The sequence below is a fragment of the Paenibacillus sp. WC2504 genome, from assembly GCF_052682475.1.
Genome location: NZ_JBQZFH010000001.1, coordinates 58,389 through 85,267, shown reverse-complemented (window position 1 = coordinate 85,267; position 26,879 = coordinate 58,389). Strand labels below are relative to the sequence as shown.

30 protein-coding genes and 1 riboswitch are annotated in these 26,879 nt (G+C 48.5%); of the genes, 29 read left to right on the top strand and 1 reads right to left on the bottom strand.

Annotated features, from left to right (window positions below):
• Positions 1 to 21: 21 nt before the first annotated feature.
• The 6 genes from ACUN27_RS00385 (at position 22) to glyA (ending at position 5,042) form a co-directional block, all read left to right on the top strand.
• On the top strand, positions 22 to 1,089 hold the full coding sequence (locus tag ACUN27_RS00385) for an L-threonylcarbamoyladenylate synthase (RefSeq protein WP_315955527.1): 1,068 nt from the start codon (positions 22 to 24) through the stop codon (positions 1,087 to 1,089).
• A gap of 64 nt (positions 1,090 to 1,153) precedes the next feature.
• The gene (locus tag ACUN27_RS00380; RefSeq protein WP_315955528.1) at positions 1,154 to 1,714 is read left to right on the top strand and encodes a manganese efflux pump MntP; all 561 of its coding nucleotides are present in this window, start codon (positions 1,154 to 1,156) and stop codon (positions 1,712 to 1,714) included.
• A 115-nt stretch (positions 1,715 to 1,829) separates the two neighbouring features.
• Positions 1,830 to 2,432, top strand: a complete 603-nt coding sequence (locus ACUN27_RS00375) for a low molecular weight protein arginine phosphatase (protein WP_315955529.1) — start codon at positions 1,830 to 1,832, stop codon at positions 2,430 to 2,432.
• Between the two features lie 57 nt (positions 2,433 to 2,489).
• Positions 2,490 to 2,570, top strand: a riboswitch (ZMP/ZTP riboswitch).
• Between the two features lie 103 nt (positions 2,571 to 2,673).
• Positions 2,674 to 3,132, top strand: a complete 459-nt coding sequence (rpiB, locus tag ACUN27_RS00370) for a ribose 5-phosphate isomerase B (protein WP_315955530.1) — start codon at positions 2,674 to 2,676, stop codon at positions 3,130 to 3,132.
• 11 nt (positions 3,133 to 3,143) lie between these two features.
• Positions 3,144 to 3,749 carry a TIGR01440 family protein gene (locus ACUN27_RS00365; RefSeq protein ID WP_127453445.1) on the top strand — a complete coding sequence of 202 codons (606 nt, stop codon included), beginning with the start codon at positions 3,144 to 3,146 and terminating at the stop codon, positions 3,747 to 3,749.
• Positions 3,750 to 3,791: 42 nt separating this feature from the next.
• A complete protein-coding gene (gene glyA, locus ACUN27_RS00360) occupies positions 3,792 to 5,042 on the top strand; it encodes a serine hydroxymethyltransferase (protein WP_445558238.1) in 1,251 nt (416 codons plus the stop codon).
• Positions 5,043 to 5,273: 231 nt separating this feature from the next.
• On the opposite strand, the gene ACUN27_RS00355 is transcribed toward glyA, so the two are convergent.
• Positions 5,274 to 6,545 (bottom strand): MFS transporter, encoded by a 1,272-nt coding sequence (locus ACUN27_RS00355; RefSeq protein ID WP_326061745.1) that lies wholly within the window; start codon positions 6,543 to 6,545, stop codon positions 5,274 to 5,276.
• A gap of 182 nt (positions 6,546 to 6,727) precedes the next feature.
• On the opposite strand from ACUN27_RS00355, the gene ACUN27_RS00350 reads away from it, so the two are divergent.
• The 23 genes from ACUN27_RS00350 (at position 6,728) to ACUN27_RS00240 (ending at position 26,876) form a co-directional block, all read left to right on the top strand.
• Positions 6,728 to 8,554 (top strand): ABC transporter substrate-binding protein, encoded by a 1,827-nt coding sequence (locus ACUN27_RS00350; RefSeq protein ID WP_326061744.1) that lies wholly within the window; start codon positions 6,728 to 6,730, stop codon positions 8,552 to 8,554.
• A 191-nt stretch (positions 8,555 to 8,745) separates the two neighbouring features.
• Complete coding sequence (gene upp / locus ACUN27_RS00345) at positions 8,746 to 9,375, top strand: uracil phosphoribosyltransferase (protein ID WP_127453437.1); 630 nt, start codon at positions 8,746 to 8,748, stop codon at positions 9,373 to 9,375.
• 30 nt (positions 9,376 to 9,405) lie between these two features.
• The gene (wecB, locus tag ACUN27_RS00340) at positions 9,406 to 10,542 is read left to right on the top strand and encodes a non-hydrolyzing UDP-N-acetylglucosamine 2-epimerase (protein WP_127453435.1); all 1,137 of its coding nucleotides are present in this window, start codon (positions 9,406 to 9,408) and stop codon (positions 10,540 to 10,542) included.
• A 224-nt stretch (positions 10,543 to 10,766) separates the two neighbouring features.
• Positions 10,767 to 10,988: an AtpZ/AtpI family protein gene (locus tag ACUN27_RS00335; protein WP_127453433.1), complete on the top strand. Its 222-nt coding sequence runs from the start codon at positions 10,767 to 10,769 to the stop codon at positions 10,986 to 10,988.
• A complete protein-coding gene (locus ACUN27_RS00330; protein WP_127453431.1) occupies positions 10,988 to 11,368 on the top strand; it encodes an ATP synthase subunit I in 381 nt (126 codons plus the stop codon). Before ACUN27_RS00335 ends, ACUN27_RS00330 begins: the two co-directional genes overlap by 1 nt.
• 24 nt (positions 11,369 to 11,392) lie before the next feature.
• The gene (atpB, locus tag ACUN27_RS00325) at positions 11,393 to 12,097 is read left to right on the top strand and encodes a F0F1 ATP synthase subunit A (protein WP_445558237.1); all 705 of its coding nucleotides are present in this window, start codon (positions 11,393 to 11,395) and stop codon (positions 12,095 to 12,097) included.
• 77 nt (positions 12,098 to 12,174) lie between these two features.
• Entirely contained in the window at positions 12,175 to 12,399 is a 225-nt protein-coding gene (gene atpE, locus ACUN27_RS00320; RefSeq protein ID WP_028556930.1) for a F0F1 ATP synthase subunit C, read from the top strand.
• 78 nt (positions 12,400 to 12,477) lie between these two features.
• Positions 12,478 to 12,963 carry a F0F1 ATP synthase subunit B gene (gene atpF, locus ACUN27_RS00315; protein ID WP_127453427.1) on the top strand — a complete coding sequence of 162 codons (486 nt, stop codon included), beginning with the start codon at positions 12,478 to 12,480 and terminating at the stop codon, positions 12,961 to 12,963.
• Positions 12,960 to 13,493, top strand: a complete 534-nt coding sequence (locus ACUN27_RS00310; protein ID WP_315955534.1) for a F0F1 ATP synthase subunit delta — start codon at positions 12,960 to 12,962, stop codon at positions 13,491 to 13,493. Before atpF ends, ACUN27_RS00310 begins: the two co-directional genes overlap by 4 nt.
• Positions 13,494 to 13,526: 33 nt before the next feature.
• Entirely contained in the window at positions 13,527 to 15,041 is a 1,515-nt protein-coding gene (gene atpA / locus ACUN27_RS00305; RefSeq protein ID WP_315955535.1) for a F0F1 ATP synthase subunit alpha, read from the top strand.
• Between the two features lie 130 nt (positions 15,042 to 15,171).
• Positions 15,172 to 16,029 carry an ATP synthase F1 subunit gamma gene (gene atpG / locus ACUN27_RS00300; RefSeq protein ID WP_315955536.1) on the top strand — a complete coding sequence of 286 codons (858 nt, stop codon included), beginning with the start codon at positions 15,172 to 15,174 and terminating at the stop codon, positions 16,027 to 16,029.
• Positions 16,030 to 16,078: 49 nt separating this feature from the next.
• A complete protein-coding gene (atpD, locus tag ACUN27_RS00295; RefSeq protein WP_127453420.1) occupies positions 16,079 to 17,476 on the top strand; it encodes a F0F1 ATP synthase subunit beta in 1,398 nt (465 codons plus the stop codon).
• 46 nt (positions 17,477 to 17,522) lie between these two features.
• Positions 17,523 to 17,927 (top strand): F0F1 ATP synthase subunit epsilon, encoded by a 405-nt coding sequence (locus ACUN27_RS00290; RefSeq protein WP_315955537.1) that lies wholly within the window; start codon positions 17,523 to 17,525, stop codon positions 17,925 to 17,927.
• 226 nt (positions 17,928 to 18,153) lie between these two features.
• The gene (locus ACUN27_RS00285) at positions 18,154 to 18,519 is read left to right on the top strand and encodes an NADH-quinone oxidoreductase subunit A (protein ID WP_127453506.1); all 366 of its coding nucleotides are present in this window, start codon (positions 18,154 to 18,156) and stop codon (positions 18,517 to 18,519) included.
• A complete protein-coding gene (locus tag ACUN27_RS00280; protein WP_127453417.1) occupies positions 18,504 to 19,022 on the top strand; it encodes a NuoB/complex I 20 kDa subunit family protein in 519 nt (172 codons plus the stop codon). Before ACUN27_RS00285 ends, ACUN27_RS00280 begins: the two co-directional genes overlap by 16 nt.
• 428 nt (positions 19,023 to 19,450) lie before the next feature.
• The gene (locus ACUN27_RS00275) at positions 19,451 to 19,891 is read left to right on the top strand and encodes an NADH-quinone oxidoreductase subunit C (RefSeq protein ID WP_315955538.1); all 441 of its coding nucleotides are present in this window, start codon (positions 19,451 to 19,453) and stop codon (positions 19,889 to 19,891) included.
• Positions 19,892 to 19,894: 3 nt separating this feature from the next.
• A complete protein-coding gene (locus ACUN27_RS00270) occupies positions 19,895 to 20,995 on the top strand; it encodes an NADH-quinone oxidoreductase subunit D (RefSeq protein WP_315955539.1) in 1,101 nt (366 codons plus the stop codon).
• Entirely contained in the window at positions 20,995 to 21,999 is a 1,005-nt protein-coding gene (gene nuoH / locus ACUN27_RS00265) for an NADH-quinone oxidoreductase subunit NuoH (protein WP_315955540.1), read from the top strand. Before ACUN27_RS00270 ends, nuoH begins: the two co-directional genes overlap by 1 nt.
• A 58-nt stretch (positions 22,000 to 22,057) precedes the next feature.
• The gene (gene nuoI, locus ACUN27_RS00260) at positions 22,058 to 22,510 is read left to right on the top strand and encodes an NADH-quinone oxidoreductase subunit NuoI (RefSeq protein WP_127453413.1); all 453 of its coding nucleotides are present in this window, start codon (positions 22,058 to 22,060) and stop codon (positions 22,508 to 22,510) included.
• Complete coding sequence (locus tag ACUN27_RS00255) at positions 22,503 to 23,033, top strand: NADH-quinone oxidoreductase subunit J (protein WP_127453412.1); 531 nt, start codon at positions 22,503 to 22,505, stop codon at positions 23,031 to 23,033. The genes nuoI and ACUN27_RS00255 overlap by 8 nt, the downstream gene beginning before the upstream one ends.
• A gap of 2 nt (positions 23,034 to 23,035) precedes the next feature.
• The gene (gene nuoK, locus ACUN27_RS00250) at positions 23,036 to 23,347 is read left to right on the top strand and encodes an NADH-quinone oxidoreductase subunit NuoK (RefSeq protein ID WP_127453411.1); all 312 of its coding nucleotides are present in this window, start codon (positions 23,036 to 23,038) and stop codon (positions 23,345 to 23,347) included.
• A gap of 15 nt (positions 23,348 to 23,362) precedes the next feature.
• The gene (gene nuoL, locus ACUN27_RS00245; RefSeq protein ID WP_445558236.1) at positions 23,363 to 25,264 is read left to right on the top strand and encodes an NADH-quinone oxidoreductase subunit L; all 1,902 of its coding nucleotides are present in this window, start codon (positions 23,363 to 23,365) and stop codon (positions 25,262 to 25,264) included.
• Positions 25,254 to 26,876: a complex I subunit 4 family protein gene (locus ACUN27_RS00240; protein WP_315955543.1), complete on the top strand. Its 1,623-nt coding sequence runs from the start codon at positions 25,254 to 25,256 to the stop codon at positions 26,874 to 26,876. The genes nuoL and ACUN27_RS00240 overlap by 11 nt, the downstream gene beginning before the upstream one ends.
• Positions 26,877 to 26,879: the final 3 nt, after the last annotated feature.

Genomic DNA, 26,879 nt, shown 5'->3' with positions numbered 1-26,879 from the left:
TGGAAGTAAGGATGATAGATCGTGACAAAGTACTGGAAAGTAGACCCGGATAGGGTTGGTAACAGGGGTCAAGAATTATCGGATGCCGCAGCGCTTTTGCGGGACGGGGTTACCGTAGCTTTCCCTACGGAAACGGTATACGGACTTGGTGCTGATGCTACGAATACCACAGCGGTAGAGCGTATTTTCTCAGCCAAAGGACGGCCGTCCGATAATCCGTTGATCGTCCACATTGCGGATGCGGGGCAGCTCTCAGATCTCATTGAGCCTGATAGTGTCACGCCTGACCATCATAGGCTTATGGAGGCATTCTGGCCTGGGCCTCTTACTATCGTGCTGCCTGTGAAAACAGGCGGCATTTCGCCGTTGGTGACTGCCGGTCTTACGACGGTAGGCATTCGTATACCTGATCATCCTGTGGCCCTGGAGCTGCTTCGAAAAGCAGCGCTTCCTATAGCAGCCCCTAGCGCCAATAGTTCTGGCAGACCGAGTCCAACGCTGGCGTCACATGTGCGAGAAGATCTGGACGGCCGGATCGGTGGTATTGTGGATGGCGGCGGGACGGGGGTCGGTGTTGAGTCGACAGTGATTCAGCTTGTTAATGGTGAGCTGTATATTTTGCGTCCAGGCGGCATTACAGCAGAGCAACTGCAGTCCGCACTGCCGGCTATTCGAATTCATGAGCCTGAGCGGGAAGATGTGCAGGTCTCAGAAACGCCCCGTGCTCCGGGAATGAAGTATACGCATTATGCGCCAAAGGGATACATGCATATTGTATATGGAGACAATGCTGAAGCAGTGGCTGATTGGATTCAGCGCGACATTCAAGCCGCTAGGGAGCGAGGGCAATCGACGGGAATCCTTACTTTTGAGGAAAGGGCTTCTCTATTTGAAGCTGATTTGGTAATTGCCTGCGGCTCGTTAGCGGAACCGGAAAAGATCGCACAGGGGCTTTACGCTGCATTAAGGCAATTTGATCAGCAAGGGATTCAGTATATTGCTGCAGAAGGCTGCCCGGAAACAGGGATTGGTCAGGCAATTATGAACCGTCTGCGCAAGGCAGCCGGTCACCGGCTTGTACGTGTTTAGCTAGCATGATTCCCAGTTTGTCCGCATATCTTGGTTAAGAAAGCGGACAAGGGGGACAGCACTTATGCTCGTAACTGGCGTTGAATTTGGGCAGATCATCACCATATTCATCATGGCGATAGCCTTGGGTCTGGATGCTTTTTCCTTAGGAATTGGCATCGGCATGAAGGGGATTCGCTTGTTGGATATTTTTAAAATTAGCATGGTGATCGGTATTTTTCATATCATTATGCCGTTAATGGGCATATTTATGGGACAATATGTTTCGCTTCTGCTTGGCAATGTGGCCACTGCAGCCGGCGGATGTTTGCTCATTCTCTTGGGCTCCCATATGGTGTATAGTTCAATCCGTGGAGAGGAAGCAACCTCTTTTGATCATAGATCTATATGGGGGCTTACGATTTTTGCGCTTAGTGTAAGTATAGATTCGTTCTCAGTAGGTGTATCCTTAGGCATGTTTGCGACGGATATCCTGTTAACCGTGCTTGTATTTGGTTTGTTCGGCGCGCTGCTCTCTGTAGCTGGTTTATTGGTTGGCAGACGGGTGAACGGCTGGGTTGGCGAGTATGGCGAAGCGTTTGGCGGGCTAATTCTGCTCGCGTTTGGGATCAAGTTTTTGCTATGATACAATAGAGGCGGAGCAGGCTCTGCTTATGTTTATGAAGAAAGTTTTGCTAACGCAAAACTCAGCCTACGCTTACGAAGAAAGTTTTGCTACGCAAAACTCTGAGGAGGATCTCATGTTGCGAATTCTATTTGTCTGTACAGGAAATACGTGCCGCAGTCCATTAGCAGAAGGTTTGCTGCGTATCAGGGTGCACCAAGAAGGACTTGCGGCAGAAGTTCGTTCAGCTGGCGTATCCGCGATGACGGGCACTCCGATCTCCCGAAATAGTGCAACGCTGCTGCAAGAGGCAGGGTTCAAAGAGCCTATTCGCTCATTAGCGATTCAGGAGTCTGAAGTGAAGTGGGCGGATCTTATTTTGACGATGACGATGGGACATAAACGTTCGGTTATCCAGCGGTATCCGGACGCGATTGATAAGATTTTTACGCTCAAAGAATATGTAGAGGACGATCAGCGTATCCTTCAAGCGATTGAGGAAAGAGAAAAGCTGGTGACGGAACTTCAGCTGAAGCAGGCTCTTTCACAAACGGTAACAGTTGAAGAGCGAAATCGTATTTATTTGTTGGAAGATGCCATTCCGGATTACGATATTTCCGACCCGTTCGGCGGCCCATTGGAGGTTTACCGGCAAACAGCGAATGAAATCAGCGGTAGTTTAGATAAATTGGTTAAAAAGCTTCGCGAGCGAAAAGAGGATCCGCAGTCTGGGAAATGATTTGCGAAAGACATCTTTACACCTCGTGCATAATGCGATAAGATGGATTTATCAAGCAAGACTCAATGTAACTGGCGACGAGTGGGAGTAACCACAATGGAGCATTGAGCTATACGGCCGGTCGCCTGGGCAAAAGAGCAACGCGCTATTCTTAGCGTGTCAGCTCTTTTTTTCGTTTTCTGGTGGACTTTGGGATATAATAGAAGGGTCGAATTCGAACAAGCAAAGGAGCGTTCTATCCATGAAAATTGCGTTAGGTGCGGATCATGCAGGCTATCGTTTGAAAGATGTTATTATTCCTTTTATTGAATCCTTGGGCCATCAGGTCATAGATTATGGATGCAGTTGTGCAGATTCCGTCGATTACCCGGATTATGCACTGAAGGTTTGTGAAGATGTGGTTTCCGGGGAAGCAGACAAAGGGATTCTGATCTGTGGAACAGGCATCGGGATGTCGATCGCTGCGAATAAGGTTCCAGGCATCCGTTGCGCGCTGGTTCACGATCTATTTTCTGCTAAAGCCACACGGGAGCACAATGATACGAATGTGCTTGCTTTAGGTGAGCGTGTCATTGGGCCGGGTGTTGCCGAGGAAATCGTGAAAATTTGGCTGGAAACAGAGTTTTCGCAAGGTGTGCGTCACCAGAACCGCATTAACAAGTTGCAAAGCATCGAAGATCGCTTCGCGATACATCCTTAAGGGTGACCACCATGACAAATTCCATACTTCACACGATTGCAGAAGATTTGGAAACAAATCTTCGCGAGTTGGTAAAGGTGGGCAATCTACGACCAGGTCACATTCTGGTCATTGGTACAAGCACGAGTGAAATACTCGGTCATCGGATTGGGACTTCGGGGACGTTGGATGCAGCGCGGCCGATTTTTGAAACGGCGCAGCGCATCAGCCGCGAGTTCGGTTTGCACTTGGCTTTTCAGTGCTGCGAACATTTGAACCGCGCGCTTGTCATTGAGGAAGATCTTTTCGCGATCTCCCCTCAGCTTGAGCCAGTGTCGGTTATTCCTGTGCCAAAAGCCGGCGGTTCAATGGCCTCATACGCGTACCGCCACTTCGCAAAGCCCGTAGTCGTCGAGACGATTCAAGCGCATGCCGGGATCGATATTGGCAGTACGCTGATCGGGATGCATTTGCGGCGGGTTGCTGTGCCTGCACGGCCGCCCGTACGGAATATGGGTCATGCTTATGTGACCATGGCCTTTACACGGCCTAAACTGATTGGCGGGACGAGAGCAGTCTACACACCTGAGGCTGCCGAGCAGCTCTATCAGCAAGCCGCGCCAGATGCGGATTGCTAGGTTAACTTATAGATATAAATTATCCTTTAGGAGGAATTCCATATGACAAACTTTCTAAGTAAGCAAGATCCAAAAATCGTAGAAGCTATGAATCTAGAACTTGGTCGTCAACGCGACAAAATTGAGCTTATCGCTTCTGAAAACATCGTCAGCCAAGCCGTGCTTGAAGCGATGGGTACAGTACTGACTAACAAATACGCAGAAGGTTACCCAGGCAAAAGATACTACGGCGGCTGCGAATACGTAGACATCGTCGAAGATATCGCTCGCGATCGCGCGAAAGAGCTTTTCGGAGCTGAACATGCGAACGTTCAACCGCACTCTGGTGCACAAGCGAATATGGCTGTTTACTTGGCAGCTCTTAACCCTGGTGACACCGTTCTGGGTATGAACCTGGCACACGGCGGTCACTTAACACACGGCAGCCCTGTTAATGCTTCCGGTATTCTTTACAACTTCGTTGCTTACGGTGTAAGTGAAAAAGACTTCCGCATCGACTACGACGATGTTCGTAAAGCGGCTTTCAAACATAAGCCTCGCATGTTAGTTGCTGGCGCAAGTGCTTACCCGCGCACGATTGATTTCGAAGCACTAGCTTCCATCGCTAATGATGTAGGCGCATTGTTCTTCGTTGATATGGCGCATATCGCTGGTCTAGTTGCTGCTGGCTTGCACCCGAACCCAGTGCCGCATGCACATTTCGTTACAACTACAACGCACAAAACGCTTCGCGGTCCTCGCGGCGGTATGATTCTTACGCGCAAAGCTTGGGCAGCTGCTATTGATAAAGCTGTATTCCCTGGTTCCCAAGGCGGTCCTTTGATGCATACGATTGCTGCCAAAGCCGTTTCCTTCGGTGAAGCTCTGCAACCGGAATTCAAAACTTACGGTCAAAACGTCATCAACAACGCGCAAGCATTGGCGACTGCATTGACAGCTGAAGGCATCAACCTCGTTTCCGGCGGTACAGACAACCACTTGATGCTGGTTGATCTACGCAACCTGAACATCACAGGTAAAGATGCGGAGCACGTTCTTGACGAGATCGGTATCACAGCGAACAAAAACGCGATTCCTTTCGACCCAACAAGCCCGTTCATCACTAGCGGTATCCGCTTAGGTACGCCAGCTGTTACGTCCCGCGGTATGAATGAAGAAGCTATGCAAACTATCGCGAAAGTGATTGCACTTACATTGAAAAGCCCGAAAGATGAGGCTGTTCTTGAGAAAGCTCGCGGCATGGTGAAAGATTTGACGGCGCAATATCCGTTGTACCCAGGTTTAACTTACTAATCAATACGAAGGGGCTGCCTCAAAGGGTCGTTAATGACCTTTTGAAGCAGCCCTTTTTTTGTGGACTCAGCACAACTGCAGAAAGTACATTAAAATCAGCATTCTCCATGCAATTTCAATCAATACCTGCATTTTATACAGGTAAATTAACTAGAAATCGCCAAAATAGCTCAGTTCACCGATATTACCTGTACTTTTTACATCAAAGTTAGCTAATTAGCACTTATGCAATCAAATTACCTGTACTTTTTGCAGCTCTGCTTCCTTCAGGCTCGGCAGAATGGACGCCATCAAGCCAATTCCAGCGACACCGGTCAGCAGAATGAACAGCGCCATGGCCCCGGATGGCAGAAAACCGCCGATGATCATGTTCAGTCCGCTAAGCATAATGGCAACGCGGTTCGACATGCTGCTGAGCGCCATATAGGAGCTGCGGGCATGGTCGGGGACAAGCTGTACAAGCAGCGCTTGTTTTAAAGGCACATAGGTCAGCTCACCAATGGTGGCAATGAGCATTAGCAGCATAAGCATGATCGGTTGGCTGCCGAATACAAGATATGTATAGCCGGCTACGTTTAGAAACATGGCGAACAGCATCATCCTGGTGTCGGAATTTCCTTTGAGCAGTCGCCCAACAAAAAGGGAGAGCAGCACGACGGCCAGTGTATTCTCTGTGCGTAGAACGCCGACGAGAGGCAGACCGTCGATGGTTGCGGACATACTGGGAAACCAAGGCGTGTGATGGATATCTTGAGCGAGCCGGATGCCGATATATCCGTTTAAATTCATTTCTACGGACACGATGAGTACACTTGAGATGAGATAGATGAGGAATCTACGGTCGCTCAGCACCTCTTTATACCGATGATACATCGAGATACGTTTAGGACTTGTAGGTTGCGTTTTTTCCTCCATGCTATTTACCTCGGCTGGCATCGTTTCTGCCATGAAAAAAGCTGTCACCAATAGCGCAACAAGTGACATTCCGCTAGCAACGAACAAAAGCTCAAAGAGATAGTCGCTAAAGAAGAAACCGCCAATCATCCCCGCAACGGAAATAGCCAGGTTGTTGGACCAATAATTTATCCGATAGATGGCTTTACGGGTATCAGGTCCTGATACATCAATCAGCATGGCCTCTACAGCAGGTTTGCTAAGGCCCCAAGAGGCGGTACTGATCACTGTCATGATAAGCGTGAGTGTTGCGGAATGCCAGACCGGCGAATTAGCAAAGGTCATGATCGTATAAGCCAGAAGGGCAACGCCTTCCCCAATTAGCATCATTTTTTTGCGGCCGACCCGGTCTGCGTAATGACCGCCGATTGTGGCGCTGATTAGAGCCACGGCAATGGAGATTGTCGTCGCTGTGCCGGCGATTGTTGTGCCGAGTGTGCGTGCAAAATAAATCGACATAAATGGTATAACCATATTGCTGAGGATGTTGGTCAGAAAGCTTAGAGCAATGCGCAATCGCACATTAGGATGGAATTGAAAGAATGTCATGTGCCATCACCTGTTTCCTAGTATCGTCAATTTGTGTTCCCCCATCATAACAAATGACCATGAGTTAAAAAGTGTACAGAGCACTGGAAAACTTTCACCTTTTATCCCTCCTGCAGGCTGTTGACGAAATGGCAGGGCGCAACTATACTCTTTGGTAATTCGTGTAAAAGGAGGGGACTTTCATGCAGCTTGCCTTACAATATGCGCAGTTGAAAACATCAATAACGCGTGTTTTACAGATCCCCCACACGTATATGGACGTGCCTGTCTCCGTTGAAGAAATTGCCGGTTACTTGTATTGTACGGAGCGCAATGTAAAAATTTTGATCCGCAAAATGAGCGAAATGGGTTGGATTGTCTGGACGCCGGGACGAGGTCGTGGACACCGCTCGATGATTCGATTTCTGGTCGCAGCGGAAGATGTGCTGATGGCGGAAGCGAAGATTCATGTTGAACAAGGAAATTTGAACCATGCGATGAGTTTGTTTCAAATGGATGGATTGGACGGGAGTGTCATGGATCGGTTCCTGGCCTGGCTCGGCAGTTATTTCGGATACAGAGGCAATTGTGATTCCGGAAATCCTGAAACGCTGAGGCTGCCGATGCAGATTCGTGTGCTGACGCTTGATCCTGTCGACGTGCTGTTCTCGCGGGATCTGCATTTCGTGAAGCAGGCCTTTGATACGCTGCTCTATTTCAATCCGCTTTGCGGCAGCCTGGAGCCTGGCTTGGCTCATGAGTGGGAATGCAATGGGGATGCGACTGTATGGACTTTCTACTTGCGGAAAAGGGTGAGATTCCATCATGGCCGGGAGCTGACGGCGGACGATGTTGTGTTTTCATTCAATCGGTTGCGCACGCTGGGCACAGAGGATTCGCCGAATCGTTGGCTGCTGAAATCCGTTCAGGATATTCGCGCTGTCGACAGGCTGACGATTCGCATGGAGCTTGCTGCGCCGAATTATATGCTGCCGCATTATGTTAGTTCCTACCAGGCAGCGATTGTCCCTGCTGATGTTTACAGTGCAACTAAGGTAGCGGATGCCAGCATGCTTCCCGTTGGAACGGGTCCTTTCCGGATTACGAGGCATGATGCGGGTGGTGTGACGTTAGAAGCCTTCGAGGAGTACTACAAGGAAGGCGCCCATTTGGATCGCATCGAGCTGCTCTATGTACCTGATAACGTTAGCGATCGAAGATGGCAGCAGTTGAACTTCCAAATGGGGAAGCTTAACCATTATAAACAGCCTGCCCCTGCACACTGGTGTAAAAAAGAAGTGATGATGCTCGGGTCTAGCACGGTTGTGTTTAATCTTCGCAAAAATGGGCCACAGCAAGCCCTTGAATTCCGTCAAGCTATACAGCTTATTCTGAATCGCTGTGGGTTAATTAAGGAATTAGGCCTTTATCATGCAAGGCCAGCTGCCGATTTCTTGCCATCGGATTCGCCGGGGAAAGGACCTGAGGATCACCAGCCGGAGCGGGCGAGGGAGCTGCTTAGAGAATGCGGTTATGGTGGCGAACCCATTACCATGACATTTACGCTCAAGAATCAGCCTCAAGCCGAATGGATTCATGCTCGCTGTCAGGAAGTGGGTATTCCCGTTATCCTGAAGTTATATACTTTTGAACAAATGACAAAGGTGCCGCTGCTGTTAGAGGCCGATGTTATCATAGGCGGAGTTGTTGCGGATGATGATGAGGCACGCTGCTTGATTGAGATGTATAAAGTGGGTAATTTAGCGGTTCGAGTCTGTGCAACGGATGAGCAGCGACGAATATTTGATGAGACTATTGCGGCTATCGAAAATGAGCCCGACAGACAGGTGCGGCTGCAACGAATCCGTGGGATGCAAGATTTAGTGTCGGAAAATTACGCCGTCTTATTCCTTTTGCATACGACGCAGCAATTGGTTTACAGTCCTCATTTACAAGGCATAACATTCAATACGCTGGGGTGGTTTGACTTCAAAAACATTTGGTACCACCCGGGGCCGGTGGAAGAATAAATGAGATAGGATGCAAAGCCGCTTGGGAGATGCTCTCAGGCGTTTTTTTGCGTAAATAAGGATATTCATGGTAGGTTTGGTTTTTCGGAGGATAAGTTGGATAACATATGATATAATGAACGAGGTTTGTCGTACCTTGACGCTAAAATGGGTAAAATACATATAACATTGTGGTTTTTTAGGAGGAAATTATGGGGAAGTTATTTATTTGTGATCATCCGTTAATTCAGCATAAGCTGACCTTTATTCGGGATGAGAATACGAAAACAAAAGATTTTCGGGAGCTCGTAGACGAAGTAGCGACTTTGATGGCTTACGAGATCACGAGAGATATTCCACTTGAGCATGTACAGGTGAAAACGCCTGTAACAACGGCAGATTGCCGCATTATTTCCGGCAGAATGCTGGGACTTATTCCTATTTTGCGCGCAGGATTAGGAATGGTTGACGGTGTGCTTAAACTGATCCCGGCTGCAAAAGTAGGACATGTTGGTTTATACCGTGATCCCGACACGCTGCAGCCTGTCGAATATTATGTGAAGCTGCCGACGGATGTCTTAGAGCGGGAGCTCATTGTGATCGACCCGATGCTCGCAACAGGCGGTTCAGCAAATGCAGCGATTGAAGTATTGAAACGCAGAGGCTGTACACAAATGAAGCTGATGTGTTTAATTGCTGCACCGGAAGGAATTAAAGCGGTTCAACAAGAGCATCCGGATGTTGATATTTACGTGGCGGCCGTGGATGACTACTTGAACGATCATGGCTATATCGTACCTGGCTTGGGAGATGCGGGAGATCGTCTGTTCGGCACGAAATAATAGACTTATGACGATGGGGGAGAAGAACCAATGAAACGTTTGAAAGTCATTACGATCTTCGGTACTAGACCTGAAGCGATTAAAATGGCTCCGCTGATTAAGGAGCTGGAGAAGCATCCAGAACATATCGAATCTCTCGTTTGCGTAACGGCTCAGCATCGCCAGATGTTGGATCAGGTGCTTGATATTTTCAAAATCACACCGGATTATGACCTTAACGTTATGAAGGATCGCCAGACGCTGAATGAAATTACCATGCGCGTGCTGCAAGGCTTGGAGCCGGTCTTCCAAGAGGCGAAGCCGGATCTGATTCTCGTGCACGGCGATACGCTGACAACCTTCCTTGCGAGCTATGCGGCATTTATGCAGCAAATCCAGGTTGGACATGTCGAAGCGGGTCTTCGCACGTGGAACAAAATGTCGCCATATCCGGAAGAAATGAACCGTCAGTTGACGGGCGTTTTGGCGGATCTGCATTTTGCACCAACTCAGCAATCGGCTGATAATCTGCGCAAAGAGAATAAATCGGAATCTCAAATCTATGTAACAGGGAATACCGTTACGGATGTCTTTCAATATACCGTACAGGAATCCTTCGAACACCCAGTTTTGGAGTGGGCGGCAGGCCGCAGGCTGATCTTGATGACAGCCCATCGCCGGGAAGCGCAAGGTGAACCGCACCGCCAAATTTTCCGTGCTGTGAAGCGTATCGCTGATGAGTTTGAAGATATCGCGATCGTATATCCAGTGCATCCGAGTCCGGCTGTCAAAGAGCCAGCGCACGAAATTCTAGGCAACCACCCGCGCATTAAGCTGGTAGAACCATTTGATGCCAGTGAGTTCCATAACTTCTATCCGAAGACACATATGATTCTGACAGACTCCGGCGGCCTTCAGGAAGAAGCGCCATCCTTTGGAGTGCCGGTACTTGTGCTCCGTGATACGACAGAGCGTCCGGAAGGTATCCAAGCGGGCACATTGGAGCTGGTTGGAACAGACGAGGAGAAGGTCTATGAGCGTGCTCGCGCGCTGCTGACAGATCCAGTTTTATACAACAAAATGAGCCAAGCAGCCAACCCTTACGGGGATGGCAAAGCATCCCAAAGAATCGTTCAAGCGATTCTACATCACTTTGGCAAGGTTTCGGAGCGTCCTGAAACATTCTAACCGTGACAAAATCATGACAAACGCTACAGCGTACAGTTCGACTGTTTGGTTTGGAAACTCGCAAACCTTAGAGCCGCAAGGCTCTAAGGGCTTTCGGGCTGCGAGGACTGTTAAGTTTCGTCAATTGACAAACCTCGCACTGCTTCGATACAATAAATGAGGATTCGTAGCACTATGTCTACGAAACAGGTTTTCCACAGCGGAAAGCCTTCAGGAGGGATGCGATGAAACGGCAAAATCCCAATGATAATCCGTGGCGGGCAGTAGCGTTAACTAGTGCGATCGGCATTGACCTTGTAGTTTGTTTAGGAGCCGGATACTTGTTCGGCGATTGGCTAACACGCGTACTAGGGGGACAATTCTGGTTGTTAGGCGGATTTTTGCTAGGGCTTGTAACCGGAATCATTAGCATTTACTTCATGATAAAGCGGTACGGAGGGCTATGATGGATGAATTTTCAGCCACTCTGAAAACGGTTCAAAATGTGTTTCTTTTCTTTTTATCCTTTTGTTTGGCTGCATGGGCGCTTCTTGTCGATTACCGGGTTTACTTTGCCGGCATTATGCTTGGATCTATGGCGAGCATGATCAATGCAAGGTTTCTGGCCTGGAAAATTAACAAGTTGGCAGCAGCTGCGATAGAGCAGAAAGGGCGCAAGGTGACCCTAGGTTTTCTGACAAGAGCAGCAATTGCTGGCTTCGCAGGTTTGGTTGCCGTTCGGTATCCGGAACATGTCGCTTTAACCACGACGATTGTTGGATACTTTTTTGCTCAATTGGCAACACTCGTACTGGGTATTCTTTCTATTAGGAAGTCTAAGAAGTAATTCCATTCGATGAAAGGGGTGAAAATGGGAAATATGGAACATAAGGTACCAGAATTTGAGTGGTTAGGTATTCACTTCGACGCATCAGCTCTTATGATGATCGGAATTACCACCATTATCGTGCTTATTCTTGCAATCGCAGGGGCTAGCCGTGCATCCGTAACGAATCCTTCAAAAATTCAAAACTTCATGGAATGGACGATTGAGTTTGTAGAAGGCATCATTGGAAGTACGATCGGTTCTAAGCATGGCAAAGGTTTTATCGCGCTTGGTCTTACGCTCATTATGTACATCTTTATCGGCAACATGCTCGGCCTTCCTTTTTCGATCGTGACGGAAGATCATGTGTCGTGGTGGAAATCACCGACGGCTGATATCGCTGTAACAGGAGCACTGACGGTTATCGTTATCGTACTAAGTCACTACTTAGGCATAACACGTAACACGAAGCATTACTTCGCGCATTACTTTGAGTACAAAGGGGCAATGTTGATCCTTCATTTGATTGAAGTTGTATCAAAGCCGCTTACGCTCGCTTTCCGTCTTTACGGTAACATTTATGCAGGTGAAATTATGATATCTGTCATCATCGGAGCTGGTTGGTTTGGAATTGCGCCTCTCTTCGTATGGCAGGGCTTCAGTGTGTTCGTAGGTGCTATTCAAGCCTTCGTATTTACAATGCTGACAATGGTTTACATCTCACAAACGTTAATCCATGAAGAACATTAAGAGTAAGACTTACCTCGGGTAGTCTCGAGTCACTTATACACAAAACAAACCTAAGAGTTTAAGGGAGGATTTTATCAATGGGAGCAATAGCATTAGTAGCAGCAGGTATCGTATTCGGTTTAGGAGCACTAGGTGCAGGTATTGGTAACGGTTTGATCGTAGGTCGCGCTTTGGAAGGTATTTCCCGTCAACCAGAACTACGTGGTACGCTTCAAACAACTATGTTCATCGGGGTAGGTCTAGTAGAGGCAATGCCGGTCGTTGCATTGGTACTTGCGTTCATCTTTATGGGGAAAGCTTAAGAAACCGTTTGGCGGGGATGGCCGTAGTCGCCACCACGCCTTCGTTTTGCCCACGTTATCAGAAGGGAGTGACGTTACTTGCATATTGAATGGTCCACATTTTGGATTCAACTTATCGCGTTCTTAATTTTATACGTGCTACTTTCCAAGTTTGCGTTCGGCCCTTTGTTCGGCATGATGGAGAAACGCAGACAGTTAGTTAAAGATCAAATTCAAACAGCTGAAGCGAGCCGCAAGCAAGCTGATCAACTGTTAGAGGAACAAAAACAAGCACTGCAACAAATGCGTAAGGAAGCTCACGATATCATTGAGCAAGCGAAACAAACAGGTTCCAAACAAGCTGATGATATTGTTCGTGCAGCTGGAGCAGAAGCAGCTCGTCTGAAAGATGAAGCTTTGAAAGATATCGAGAACGAGAAGAACAAAGCGGTTGCCGCTCTTCGCAGCCAAGTTGGCGCGATGTCTGTTCTGATTGCCTCCAAAATTATTGAAAAGCAAATCGACGAAAAGTCACAAGAGCAATTGGTTGAGCATTACCTCAAAGAGGTAGGAGGCAACGTATGAGTGACATCGTCGTAGCGAAGCGTTATGCCAGAGCTCTTTTTGAAGTAGCCAATGATAAGGGGATTATTTCCCAAGTCGAAGAAGAGCTGAAATCTGTAGCTAGTGCGATTAGGGACAATGCAGACTTGCAGAAGTTCCTGAACCATCCGAACATCGGGAACACCGTCAAAACGGACCTGCTGAAGCAGATTTTTGAAGGCAAAGTTTCCGAACCGGTGTGGAACACGCTGCTGGTCTTAATTGATAAAGGAAGACAAGCAATTTTTTCCGTTCTTGTGAGCGATTATGTGAAGATTGCGAATGAAGCGCTTGGACAAGCGAGTGCAACGATTTATTCCGCTTTTACGCTGACAGAAGCTCAACAAGCGGAAATTGCATCACATTTCAGCAAAGTTACGGGAAAAACAATCCGTGTTGCGACTGTTGTTGAGCCTAAGCTGCTCGGCGGCATCCAAGTGCGCATTGGTGACCGTTTATATGATGGAAGTTTGGCAGGCAAGCTAGACCGCCTATCCAAAGCTTTGGTTTAATAACAAGCACTGTAAGAATAGGGGTGACGTTCGTTGAGTATCAAACCTGAAGAAATCAGCTCATTGATTAAACAACAGATTGAAAACTATAAATCCGATATGCAAGTGGTTGATGTTGGTACAGTCATTCAAGTAGGGGACGGTATCGCTCGTGCTCATGGTTTGGAAAACGTAATGGCAGGCGAACTGCTTGAGTTTTCAAATGGCGTTCTGGGCTACGCGTTTAACCTTGAAGAAAGCAACGTAGGTATCGTTATTCTCGGACCTTACAAAGATATCCGTGAAGGCGATCCAGTAAAACGTACAGGTCGTATTATGGAGGTTCCTGTAGGGGAAGCTTTGCTCGGCCGTGTCGTTAACTCCTTGGGTCAACCAGTCGATGGTCAAGGACCTATTGCTACAACTGAATTCCGCCCTGTTGAGAACATGGCTCCAGGCGTTATGGCTCGTAAATCCGTTCATGAGCCAATGCAAACAGGTATCAAAGCGATTGACGCGATGGTTCCAATCGGTCGTGGTCAACGTGAGTTGATCATTGGTGACCGTCAAACAGGTAAAACAGCGATTGCGATCGACGCAATCCTGAACCAAAAAGGCAACGGCGTTAAATGTATCTACGTTGCTATCGGTCAAAAACAATCCACAGTCGTAGGCGTTGTTGAAAAACTTCGTGCTGCTGGCGCTTTGGAATACACAATCGTTGTAACAGCATCTGCTTCCGAGCCTTCACCAATGCTTTGGTTGGCTCCATACTCAGGCTGCGCAATGGGTGAGTACTTCATGTACAAAGGCGAGCACGTATTGATCGTATACGATGACTTGTCCAAACAAGCGGCTGCATACCGTGAGTTGTCCCTCTTGCTACGTCGTCCACCAGGTCGCGAAGCATACCCAGGTGACGTATTCTACTTGCACTCCCGTTTGCTGGAGCGCGCTGCGAAATTGAACGATGATCTTGGTGGCGGTTCGATTACGGCACTTCCATTCATCGAGACACAAGCGGGCGATATCTCCGCATACATTCCTACGAACGTAATTTCCATTACGGACGGTCAAATCTTCCTTGAGTCCGACCTGTTCTACTCCGGTCAGCGTCCAGCGGTTAACGTTGGTAACTCTGTATCCCGTGTAGGGGGTTCCGCTCAAACGAAGGCAATGAAAAAAGTTGCCGGTACACTGCGTGTAGACTTGGCGCAATACCGTGAGCTTGCTGCCTTCGCAGCGTTCGGTTCCGACCTTGACAGAGCGACGAAAGCTCGTCTGGATCGTGGGGTTCGTACACTTGAAATCTTGAAGCAAGGCGTGCATCAGCCGCTTTCGCTTGCAAAACAAGTTTGCTCGCTGTACACCGTTGTTAAAGGTCACTTGGATGACATTCCAGTACAAGACGTAACTCGTTTCGAGCAGCAGTTCTTGGCTTACCTGGAATCCAACCGTCCGGAAATCTTGAACAGCATTAATGATACGAAAGACATTACTGCGGATAACGACAAAGCGTTGGTTGATTCCATCAACACGTTCAAAAAGAGCTTCGCAGTTTCTGAATAAAATTTGAATACCTGCGCTTTTCTTCGTGAAAAGCCAGGTACTCCGTTTATGCCTGAGATTAGGTGCATGCTGCCTGAGATCAGGCCTTCGAATGAAGGCTTTCCAAAGCCTCAAAAGAGAGGTGACAGGTATGGCAAAAGGAATGCGCGAGATTAAGCGCCAAATCAAATCGACACAAAACACGAAGCAAATTACGCGTGCGATGGAGATGGTTGCAGCTGCGAACTTGCGTCGAGCTCAGCAAGCTGCGGAAGCGGCTCGTCCTTATTCGGATAAGCTGAAAGAAGTAGTAGCTAGCATCGCTGCGGGCTCCAAAGGTGTGAAACATCCAATGCTGCAAACGCGCGAAGTGAAGAAAACCGCGTACTTGGTTATCACTTCGGATCGTGGTTTGGCTGGAGGTTACAACGCGAACGTATTGCGGAAAGCGATGACGGAGATTCGCGAAAGACATCAATCCCCGTCGGAATATGCTGTTTTCGTAATCGGACGTAAAGGTAGCAACTTCTTCAAGAAACGTAATGTTGAGATCGTTCAAGAAGTTACAGGACTTCCGGATTCTCCGAAGTTCTCGGATATTAAATCGATTGCGGCTTCTGCTGTTTCCAATTTTGAGAAGGGCGCGTACGACCAATTGTTCTTGGTGTACAACAAATTCCAAAATGCAATCAGTCAGATACCAACGATGGTTCGCTTGCTTCCTATGGAGGAAGTAAAAGGCGCGTCAACGGCTAGCTACGAGTATGAGCCGTCTGCGGAAGGCGTTCTAGAAGTGCTGCTGCCTAAATATGCGGAAACAATTATTTACAGCGCAGTATTGGAAGGTAAAGCAAGTGAGTTCGGCGCGAGAATGACGGCGATGAACTCCGCAACGAAAAATGCAACGAAGATGATCAGCAGCTACACATTAGCATACAACCGTGCACGTCAAGCTGCCATTACGCAAGAAATTGCGGAAATCGTCAGCGGCGCGAACGCGAACGCTTAATTGATAAAACGCCTCGCTTAGAGGCGAAGCTTTTCTTAGGAGGGAAACCATGAGCAAAGGGCGCGTTGTGAATATTACAGGGCCTGTCGTCGACATTGAGTTCGGACGCGGACAACTCCCTGAAATTCTGAATGCAATCAAGATTGAAAAAACGGAAGCCGGTCAAACGGTTACGATTACGGTTGAAGCGGCGGTTCACCTCGGTGACAACCTCGTTCGTTGCGTAGCGATGTCTTCCACGGACGGACTTGTACGTGGCGCTGAAGCTACAGACACAGGAGTTCCAATCACAGTACCTGTAGGTGCTGCAACACTAGGTCGCGTATTCAACGTAGTTGGAGATCCTATCGATGGTATCGAAAACGTTGATCGCACGTTGACTAGTCCAATTCATAAAGAAGCTCCTGCATTCGAGAACTTGTCCACGAAATCGGAAGTTCTTGAAACAGGAATTAAAGTTATTGACCTTATGGCTCCTTACGCAAAAGGTGGTAAAATCGGTCTCTTCGGTGGTGCGGGTGTAGGTAAAACCGTAACGATGCAAGAGTTGATTCACAACATTGCCCAAGAGCACGGTGGTATCTCCGTTTTCGCAGGCGTTGGTGAGCGTACTCGTGAAGGTAATGACCTTTACCACGAGATGAAAGACTCCGGCGTTATCGAGAAAACAGCGATGGTATTCGGTCAAATGAACGAGCCTCCTGGCGCGCGTCTTCGCGTAGCTTTGACAGGTTTGACAATGGCTGAGTATTTCCGTGATGTTGAAGGCAGAGACGTTCTTCTGTTCGTAGATAACATCTTCCGTTTCACACAAGCAGGTTCCGAGGTTTCGGCTTTGCTTGGACGTATGCCATCTGCGGTAGGTTACCAACCAACTTTGGCTACAGAAATGGGTCAATTGCAAGAGCGTATTACATCCACGAAAAAAGGTTCCGTAACGTCGATTCAAGCGATTTACGTTCCTGCGGATGACTATACGGATCCAGCTCCAGCTACAGCGTTCGCTCACTTAGATGCGACAACGAACTTGGAGCGTAGTATCGCAGCTGCGGGTATTTTCCCGGCGGTAGATCCACTTGCTTCCTCTTCCCGTATCTTGACGCCAGAAATTCTTGGCGAAGAGCACTATAAAGTAGCACAAGGTGTTAAACAAGTTCTTCAACGTTACAAAGAGCTTCTGGATATCATCGCGATCTTGGGTATGGATGAGTTGTCCGATGAGGATAAACTAGTCGTTACTCGTGCGCGTCGTCTCCGTCTGTTCTTGTCTCAGCCTCTTCACGTTGCTGAGCCGTTCAACGGTTTCCCAGGCTTGTATGTTCCATTGAAAGAAACTGTGCGCAGCTTCAAAGAAGTTCTTGAAGGTAAGCACGACAACCTTCCTGAAGTAGCGTTCCACAACGTAGGTACGATTGAGGACGCAATCGAGAAAGCGAAAACGCTGTAAGGTTACCTTTGGTAAACTTCGCGTTAGCTGAGGAAGGAGAATCCAAGTGAGTACATTCCTACTTGAAATTGTTACTCCTGAGCGCAAAGTGTACACTGAACAAGTGAACATGTTAGTCGCAAAGGGTGTCGAAGGGGAGCTTGGAATTCTGCCGAACCACATTCCACTCGTGACTCCATTGAAAATCAGCTCGATTACTGTGAAGAAGCAGGGCTCCAAAGACGAGATCATCGCAGTGAACGGCGGATTTATGGAAGTGCGCAAGGACAAAGTGGTCATACTGGCGGAAAGCGCCGAGCTGCCAGAACAAATCGATGTGGATCGTGCGAGAGCAGCGAAAGAACGTGCGGAGAAACGTCTTGCGGAATCAAAGCAAGATAACGTTGATTTCAAACGTGCGGAAGCCTCTTTGCAAAGAGCATTGAACCGGATCAGCGTGTCCGGCAAATAATAGATCAAAGAAGCGATGGGACTTAGGTTCCGTCGCTTTTTTCTTATAAACGGATTTTTCTTGAAAGTTATGGAAATTCTATTCACAAAACTATGTAAAAAAGAGGGCTTGGAATTAGTCATCGACTCCCCTGTGCTCTTTTGGTATAATATTGAAGGTGATTATTACCAATTTGAATCAATGATTTGAGAAAGTAAATAAGAATGGAGGCGGTTACATTCAGATGATGTATACAAATAACTATGTAATCGTAGCGATTTTTCTTGGGTTAGGTATTTTCCTCCCGGTGGCAGCGCTTACGATAGGCAAATGGTTAAGACCGAGCAAACCCGTTGTGGAGAAGTATACGACGTATGAGAGTGGGAACGAGCCTGTTGGTGAAGGGCAAATCCGGTTTAACATTCGATATTATTTGTTTGCTTTGATGTTTGTCATCTTTGATGTAGAGACCGTGTTCCTGTATCCTTGGGCTGTTGCTTTTAATCAGCTAGGACTTTTTGCTTTAGTAGAAATGTGCATTTTTGTAGCCTTGCTAGCCATAGGATTAATATACGCTTGGAAGAAGAAGGTGCTGCAATGGACTTCAGTCTAGAGTCGATCTCCCCAGAAGAACGCGAAGAGTTAAACCGCAACGTATTTATGACAACACTGGAGCAGGTGAAAGCTTGGGCTCGCAGTAATTCACTTTGGCCTTTAACGTTTGGTCTTGCTTGCTGTGCTATCGAAATGATGGGTACGGGCGGATCGCATTATGATTTAGACCGTTTTGGAGTCATCTTCCGTACGTCCCCTAGGCAATCCGATGTCATGATTGTGGCAGGGACAGTTACAAAGAAAATGGCTCCTTTGCTGCGCCGTCTTTATGAGCAAATGCCGGAGCCGAAATGGGTTATCGCTATGGGCTCTTGCGCGACTGCTGGCGGACCGTACGTTAAATCGTACTCCGTTGTCAAAGGTGTAGATCAGATCGTACCGGTTGATGTGTACATACCGGGTTGTCCGCCGAACCCGGCGGCACTTATCTATGGGATCAACAAGCTTCAGGAGAAGATTCGCTATGAGGCGAAGACCGGTAAGCAGGTGATTAACCGATGAGTGAGGATAAGAAGCCCGAGGAGAAGGTCGAGGTCGGGCAGACAGCCCCTACGGATGAGACCAAGGCTGAAGGAAATACAGAGCAGTCGACGCCTGCTTCTGACGCGAAACCGGCGAGCGAACCGCCCGCGGCTGAAGCGGCGGAGAAGACCGCCGAAGAGAAGGCCGCGGAGCGCGCCGCGGCGAGAGCCGCCCGCCTAGCGGCGAAGGCGGCGGCCGCTGAGCCGACGGGCGAGCCCGCGTCGGCGGCAGCACCACCATCCCCTGCAGCTGCAGGGGATGATGAGAAGGCGGCCAAAGCTCAGGCCGCCGCAGAAGCACGCGCAGCGCGAGCTAGCGCGCGCGGAGCGAAAACCGATGCGGCGGAGCCTGCCGCGCCGAAAGAGCCTTCGCCGAACCAGCCGCTGCTGGACCGGCTGGTTGCGATCTTGAAAGAAAGCGCCGGCGAAGAAGCCGTCGTCGATAGCTTCATTAACGAAAGGGACGATCACCGTCCTTACGTTGTTATTCATAGCTCCCGCTGGCCGGAGGCTGCGCTGACGCTGCGGGACCACGAAGAGCTGCGCTGCGACTACTTGCGCAATCTCTCCGGTGTGGATCAAGAGACGCATCTGGAAGTGGCGTATCATCTGCTTTCCCTCACGCACAAGCGCGAGTATTGTGTGAAAGTGAAAACAGACCGGGATCAGCCAAGCATCCCATCTGTCGCTCCGGTGTGGCCAACCGCGAATTGGAATGAGCGGGAAGTGTATGACCTGCTGGGAATTGACTTCCCTGGACATCCCAACCTGGTAAGAATCATGATGCCTGACGATTGGGTCGGCCATCCACTGCGCAAAGATTACGAACCGCTTGACCCGGAGGTGTAGCATTTGTTACGGACAGAAGAGCTCCTGCTAAACGTTGGTCCTCAGCATCCTAGTACGCATGGCGTTTTCCGCGTGATTGTGAAGCTGGATGGAGAGATCATCAAAGAAGCTATACCCGTTATGGGCTATCTACATAGAGGAACAGAGAAGCTGGCTGAGAATCTGAGCTACACGCAAATTATTCCTTATACAGACCGTATGGATTACGTCTCTGCCATGACGACGAACTATGTTCTCGTTCATGCCGTTGAGAAAATGATGGGATTGGAAGTTCCGGAACGCGCGGAATTCCTTCGTTTGATCGTGATGGAACTTCAGCGGATTGCTTCCCATATGGTGTGGTGGGGAACGTATTTGCTGGATATCGGAGCCATGAGTCCGTTCTTATTCGCTTTCCGTGATCGGGAAATTATCATTGACCTGTTCAATGAACTCTGCGGAGCTCGTTTGACTTACAACTACATGCGTGTAGGCGGGGTAAAATGGGATGCTCCAGACGGTTGGATCGATAAAGTTAAGAAATTTATCCCGTATATGTACGGCAAATTGGAAGAATATCATACCCTTGTATCCGGAAATGAGATTTTCCTCTCCAGGATTAAGGGTGTAGGTAAATATGACGCCAATACAGCCATTGCCTATGGGCTTAGCGGCGCTAACTTAAGATGTACGGGTGTTGATTGGGATATCCGCAAAACGCAGCCATACAGCCTCTACAATCGCTTTCAATTCGATGTGCCTGTACGAAGCGGCGGCGATTGTTATGATCGCTATCTAGTACGCATGGAAGAAGTAAAACAGTCCCTGCGTATTTTGGAGCAAGCAGTGGCACAGTTCCCTGAACAAGGGGAAACCATGGGCAAAGTGCCTAGGGTGATTCGTCCTCCAGAAGGAGAAGTGTATGCGGCTATCGAGTCTCCTCGTGGAGAAATCGGCTGCTATATTATTTCCCGAGGCAAGCAAGAGCCATTCCGTTTGAAATTCCGCAGACCGTCCTTCGTAAATCTACAAATATTGCCCAAACTCCTGGTCGGTGAATCGATGACCAACCTGATTACGATATTGGGCGGCATCGATATTGTCGTTGGGGAGGTGGATGCCTAATGGTAAATTTGCTGGAAGAGAGTCTAACCTGGACGAACTTCTTCGTTTTCCTTTTCTGGGGCATCGTTATGCTGCTCTTGGTTCTTGGCTTCGTTACCTACGCGATCTACTTTGAGCGGAAGGTCATTGGCTGGATGCAGCTGCGGATCGGACCAAACCGCACAGGGCCGTTTGGGCTTCTGCAGAGCGTCGCGGACGTATTCAAACTGCTCATTAAAGAAGATACCATTCCCAAAAAGGCGGAACGCGAGCTGTTCATTTTGGCGCCTATCATTACGTTCATTCCTTCGTTTACGATTATTGCGGCGATCCCTTTCTCGGATCGGATGTTTAATGCGAATTTGAATGCCGGTCTGCTTTATTACGTCGCTCTTACAGGGATCTCTACGATTGGGATTATTCTCGGGGGCTGGGCATCCAACAATAAATATGCCTTACTTGGCGGTATGCGTTCAGCAGCGCAGATGATTAGTTATGAGGTACCGCTCGTCATTTCCGTCATTGGTGTCATTATGATGACAGGCAGTTTAAATCTGCATACCATCGTTGACCATCAAGCGGGCGGCTTCTGGCATTGGAATTTCATTCCTCAAATTCTAGGTTTCATCATCTTCGCCATTGCTGGTGTATCGGAGCTTAACCGGACGCCTTTTGACTTGCCGGAAGCAGAGTCTGAGCTTGTAGCAGGTTATCACGTGGAATATAGCGGCTTCCGCTTTGCTTTTTTCATGCTATCGGAATACGTATACGTGTTTATCATTGCTTCATTAACGAGCCTGATCTTCTTAGGCGGATGGCATGCGCCGTTCCCATTCCTTGATTTTATTCCGGGGATCATCTGGTTCCTGCTGAAATTCTCCCTCGTTGTGTTCGTCTTGTTCTGGTTGCGGGCGACATTGCCTCGCGTACGGATTGATCAGCTCATGGGATTCGGCTGGAAAGTGCTGCTGCCTTTGGCGCTAGTCAATATGCTGGTAACGGCGATCATTATGACGATCTTTTAACAAAGCCTGCGCTTACGAAGTCAGTTTTGCAAAAGCAAAACTCTAAGGAGTGAACCAAATGAAGGGCATAATCAAAGGCTTAGGCGTAACGTTGAAAAGCATGACACAGAAAAAAATCACGTACGCATACCCTGAGGTCCCGATAAAAATGCCGGATCGTTTTCGCGGTATTCAACATTTTGACCCAGAGAAGTGCATCGTGTGCAATCAATGTGCGCGTATTTGCCCAACCGAGTGCATTACTTTGACGGGTAAAGCGAATCCGGACCCCGAGAAAAAGGGGAAGGTCATTGATACGTACGATATCAATTTCGAAATTTGTATTTTGTGCGATCTTTGCACAGAGGTGTGTCCGACGGAAGCGATCGTTATGACGAATAATTTCGAGCTAAGTTCCTACAGTCGCGATGATCTTTTCAAAAATTTGCAATGGTTGAATGACAATAACCAAAACATTCGCCAAGAGAATAACTCGGCCATGCCAAAAGGGGGGGCCAAGAAAGATGTTTAGCGGAATTGGTGATTTCCTCTCAAGCGGTTCAAGCTGGGCTTTCTTCATTTTCGCCCTTCTGGCCATCGGCGGAGCGATCTTTATGATTTCTTTTACCAAAGTTGTTCATATGGTCATTGCCGTTGCGCTTACGTTCATTAGCTTAGCAGGGCTATATATTATCCTTGAAGCTGAGTTTGTTGCTTTCGTACAGGTGTTGATCTATGCAGGGGCGATCTCGATCCTTATGATTTTCGGCATTATGATGACGAAGCACAGACAAGGGGAAGAGGAGGAACCAAGGCGTCCGTGGCACGAAGGTTTGGCGATAGTTGGCGCTTTGGGCTTGTTCGGGGTGTTGTTTTATGCGATTCAAAAAACGACCTTCGTCTCCCAAGGCTCTTTAGATGCCGGCAAAGACAATACATTAGAAATCGGCAAACTGTTGTATAACCAGCACGTGATTCCATTCGAAATCATGTCTGTGCTACTGACAGTCGCTTTCATTGGCGCTATTATCGTCGCGAAGAGAGAGGAGGATTAGCTATGGGCAACATTATTACTCCCTATCTCACGCTGGCTGCAATCCTGTTCTGTATCGGTCTGTATGGCGCTTTAACGAAAAAAAATGGGGTCATCGTGTTATTGTCAATTGAGTTGATGCTCAATGCGGTGAACTTAAATTTGATCGCTTTCTCCAAACTCGGGGATCATCCGGCGCTGACAGGTCAAATTTTCTCACTCTTCAATATTACGATTGCAGCCGCAGAAGCAGCTGTCGGGATAGCGATTCTTATTACGATTTACCGAAATAGAGGAACAGTAGATGTAACGGATTTGGATTCTATGAAGCGCTAGGAGGCTAACAAGGATATGGTATCGGACTATTCACAGTACGCCTGGCTCATTCCGTTGTTTCCGTTGATTGCTTTTCTAGCGCTTACGGCTATGGGACGTCAATTAAAGGACTTGGGCATTTATATCAGTATTTTTGCGATGTTCGCCTCATTTATCGTCGCTGTGCTGATATTTGTTGAACGCATCGGCGGCAAAGTTGAGGATTATACGTGGGATAAGCTGAATTGGCTGCAAGTTGGCGATTTTACCTTGAGTATGGGGTTTGAGGTCACCAATTTGAACGCCTTGATGCTGGTCATCGTCACGTTGGTCTCTCTCCTCGTTAATATTTACTCTAGAGGTTATATGAAAGGCGACGAGCGAATCCATGTGTTCTTTGGTTATATCGCTTTGTTCTCTTTCTCCATGTTAGGCCTGGTTATTTCGGAAAACATGTTAGAGCTCTACATTTTCTGGGAACTTGTAGGGGTATGTTCCTTCTTGCTTGTAGGTTTCTGGTACTTCAAGCCAGAGGCGAAGGCTGCAGCGAAAAAAGCTTTCATCGTTACCCGCATCGGGGACGTGGGCCTGTTCCTTGGCATCCTGCTGCTGTTTTGGTACATGCCGGGGCATGCGCTTGATTTTACCTCTATACATAATGCCTTCACTACGGGCAAAATTGACCCGACCATCGTCTCTTGGATTGCCGTTCTGATCTTTATCGGAGCCATGGGGAAATCAGGTCAGTTCCCGCTGCACACCTGGTTGCCTGACGCTATGGAAGGCCCGACGCCGATCAGTGCGCTGATCCACGCAGCAACAATGGTTGCCGCAGGGGTGTACTTAGTGGCGCGTACGTTTGATATTTTCCATGCTTCGCCGGATGCCTTACTGGTTGTTGCTTATGTGGGGGGCTTTACGGCCATCTTTGCGGCGACGATTGGGATCGCGCAGAACGATATCAAACGTATTCTCGCCTATTCGACGGTAAGTCAGCTTGGCTATATGATGATGGCGCTCGGCATTGGCGTGTCGTATACGTCAGGGATGTTTCATTTATTCACGCATGCTTTCTTCAAAGCCTTGCTCTTCTTGGGCGCAGGCAGCGTGATTCACGCCGTGCATACGCAGGACATCAATGAAATGGGCGGCTTATCCCGCAAAATGAAAATAACGACCTGGACATTTGCCATCGGAACCTTGGCGCTCTCGGGAATTTTCCCATTCGCAGGGTTCTGGTCAAAGGATATGATTTTGACAGAAGCCTATGAACATAACCAGCTGTTGTTTTGGGTTGGTGTGATTGCGGCTTTCTTCACCGCCTTTTATATGTCTCGCCTGTTTTTCCTGGTTTTCCTGGGTTCGCCTAGAGGGAAAGCGCACGGGCACGACGACCATGCCCACGAGCCTCATGAATCACCTTCCACGATGACGATACCGCTCATCATTTTGGCTGTACTTGCTGTGGTTGCGGGGTTTGTGAATACGCCGTTCAACGAGTGGCTGGGCCACTGGTTAACGGGTCAAGAACATGACGAGAAAGCCAATTGGATCGTAATTATTTTATCCACACTCGCAGGGTTGCTTGGTATTGGTCTAGGGTACCTGATCTACCTGAAACGCACGATTCCGCGGGATGTTATATCCGGTAAGTTGCCTTGGTTGTACACACTGCTGAACCGTAAATATTTCGTGGATGAAATCTATGACGGTCTTATCATCAAGCCACTGCGAGGTTTAGGATGGATTCTTGAACTGATTGATGTGTACATCATTGATGGTATCGTGCGTTTGGTCGCCTTTACTGTCGTCAGTCTTGGGCGTTTGGGCTCCCGCCTTCAAAATGGCCAGATGCAGACCTATGGCGTCATCATGATTCTAGGGATGCTGATCTTGGCGCTCGCCATCGCAGGAAGGAGGTTCATCCATGCCGGCTAATCTACCTATACTCAGTCTAATCGCTTTCTCACCTTTGCTCGGTGTGCTGGTCCTGCTCTTCATTCGAAGTGATCGCGGCCGTTTAATTAAAACAATCGGTATCCTCACGACATTGATTCCGCTTATTTTGGCGGCATGGTTGTATGCTGATTACAACTTTCAAGGCGATCCGCTTCAATACAAAGAACAACTCGACTGGATCAAAGTCCCACTGAACCATGAGGGGATTCAACAAATCACATCGTATTTCTTTGAATTCAAATACAGCGTTGCCGTTGATGGAATTTCATTGCCGCTTGTATTTTTAACCGCTCTTGTTTCATCCATGGCCGCTTTAGCCTCGGTGTATATCAAGAAACGCTGGAAAACGTACTTTATTTTATTCCTGCTGCTGGAAACCGGTATGTTCGGCGTCTTTATGGCTCAGGACCTGTTCTTGTTCTTCTTGTTCTTCGAAATCACACTCGTGCCGATGTTCTTCCTGATCGGAATATGGGGCTATATGAACAGAGAGCAGGCGGCGAACCGCTTCCTTCTCTACAACGGACTCGGTTCAGCGATTATGCTGATCGCGTTCCTTATCCTTGTCAGCACGGCAGGCTTCAACCAAGATCCGTCGCAGACAGAGGCTATCATTTACTACAGCGGAGATATTCATACCATTGCACATAATTTGCTGCAGGATCCCGCTGCTTATGTGAATCAAGAGGGAGCGCCGTTTTTCCTAAGCCCAGCCATGAAATGGACCGTGTTCATCATGCTGCTGGTCGCCTTCGGCATCAAGCTGCCGATCTTCCCCTTCCATACGTGGATGCTAAAAGTACATACAGAGGCTCCGCCTGCTGTTGTTATGATTCACTCCGGCATTTTGCTCAAAATGGGGGCTTACGGCCTTATCCGCTTCGGCATTCTGTTCTTTCCGGCGGAAGCGAAGCAGTGGGCCTGGATGCTAGCGCTCCTAGGCGTTATCAACATCGTGTACGGCGCCATTCTCGCGATGGTGCAAAAAGACTTCAAACTCGTGCTGGCTTACTCGAGTATCAGCCATATGGGCATCGTCCTGCTCGGTCTCGCCGCATTTAACGTGTCGGGCCTTCAGGGAGCCGTGTTCCAACTGATCTCACACGGTCTGATCTCGGCCCTGATGTTCCTGCTCGTCGGCAGCATCTACGAGCGGACGAACACGACCGAGCTCGATCGCTTAGGCGGTCTCGCTTCGTCGGTTCCCTTCATCAGCGGGATTCTGCTGATTGCGGGGATGGCCTCGCTCGGATTGCCGGGCTTATCCGGCTTCATCAGTGAGTTCCTCGCATTCCTCGGACTCTTCGAGACACACCGGGTGTACGCGATTATCGGTACACTGGGGATCATTCTCGCAGCGGTGTACGTGCTGCGCGGGGTGCTGAACATCACGTTTGGCCCTAAGCAGCCAAACCTCGTCCTGCAAGGGATACGCGACGCACGATTAATCGAGGCGGTGCCGATGATTACCTTGGTGGCGTTCATCCTCTTGCTCGGGGTATACCCAAGCGTGCTGAGCCAGCCGCTTCAGCAAACGATAGGCAGCTTGGATCAATTGATCCAAAGCGTAGCCGGGAAGATAGGAGGTTAGTCC